This window comes from Mesorhizobium sp. M7D.F.Ca.US.004.03.1.1 (assembly GCF_003998635.1).
Classification (GTDB): Bacteria; Pseudomonadota; Alphaproteobacteria; order Rhizobiales; family Rhizobiaceae; genus Mesorhizobium; species Mesorhizobium loti.
Genome location: NZ_RZQG01001616.1, coordinates 1 through 663 on the forward strand (window position 1 = coordinate 1; position 663 = coordinate 663).

Genomic DNA, 663 nt, shown 5'->3' on the forward strand with positions numbered 1-663 from the left:
CTGCTGACGTCCCTGATCTTCGCCATCCCGCTCGCCATCGCACGCACGACCTCGATCGCTATCCTGCGCTCCATCGCCATCGCCTACAGCTGGTTCTTCAGGGCGATCCCGAGCCTCACCATCCTGTTCTTCATGTATTACGGCCTGCCGGCGCTGGGGATATACCTGGACGCTTGGACGTCGGCTATTCTGGGCCTCAGCCTGACGGCGGCCGCCTACATGACGGAGATCATCCGCGCGGGCATCCGCTCCGTTCCGGCCGGGCAGTACGAAAGCGCGCGGGCGCTCGGGATGCCGTTCTGGCTCAGCATGCGCCGCATCATCCTGCCGCAGACGATGCGCATCATCATCCCGCCAATGGCCTCGGAGTTCACGGCGGTCCTGAAAGGCAGCGCGCTCGCCAGCCTTGTGGCGGTCGCAGAGCTTACCGGCCAGGCGTCGGCCCTGATCTCGCTGACTTACCAGCCGATCCCCATCCTGGCATCCGTAGCGCTGGCCTATCTCGCGCTCAACAGCGTGATCGTCGGCGGCCAGGCTTTTCTGGAGCGGCGTTACCGCCTCGGCTGACGGCGCAAAGTCGAATTTCGATCTTAATTAACCGGAGGAAGCGAGGCGAAATGAAACCCAGCAAGGTCGGCATCATCACGACGGGCCAGAGCCCGC

The 663-nt window shown here is 64.0% G+C and carries 1 protein-coding gene; it reads left to right on the forward strand.

All coding sequences use genetic code 11. The annotated features are described in order from the left end of the window. Positions 1-567 (forward strand): amino acid ABC transporter permease (locus tag EN935_RS39070; RefSeq protein WP_164771877.1); only part of this gene is annotated, 567 nt, incomplete at its 5' end. Positions 568-663 lie beyond the last annotated feature (96 nt).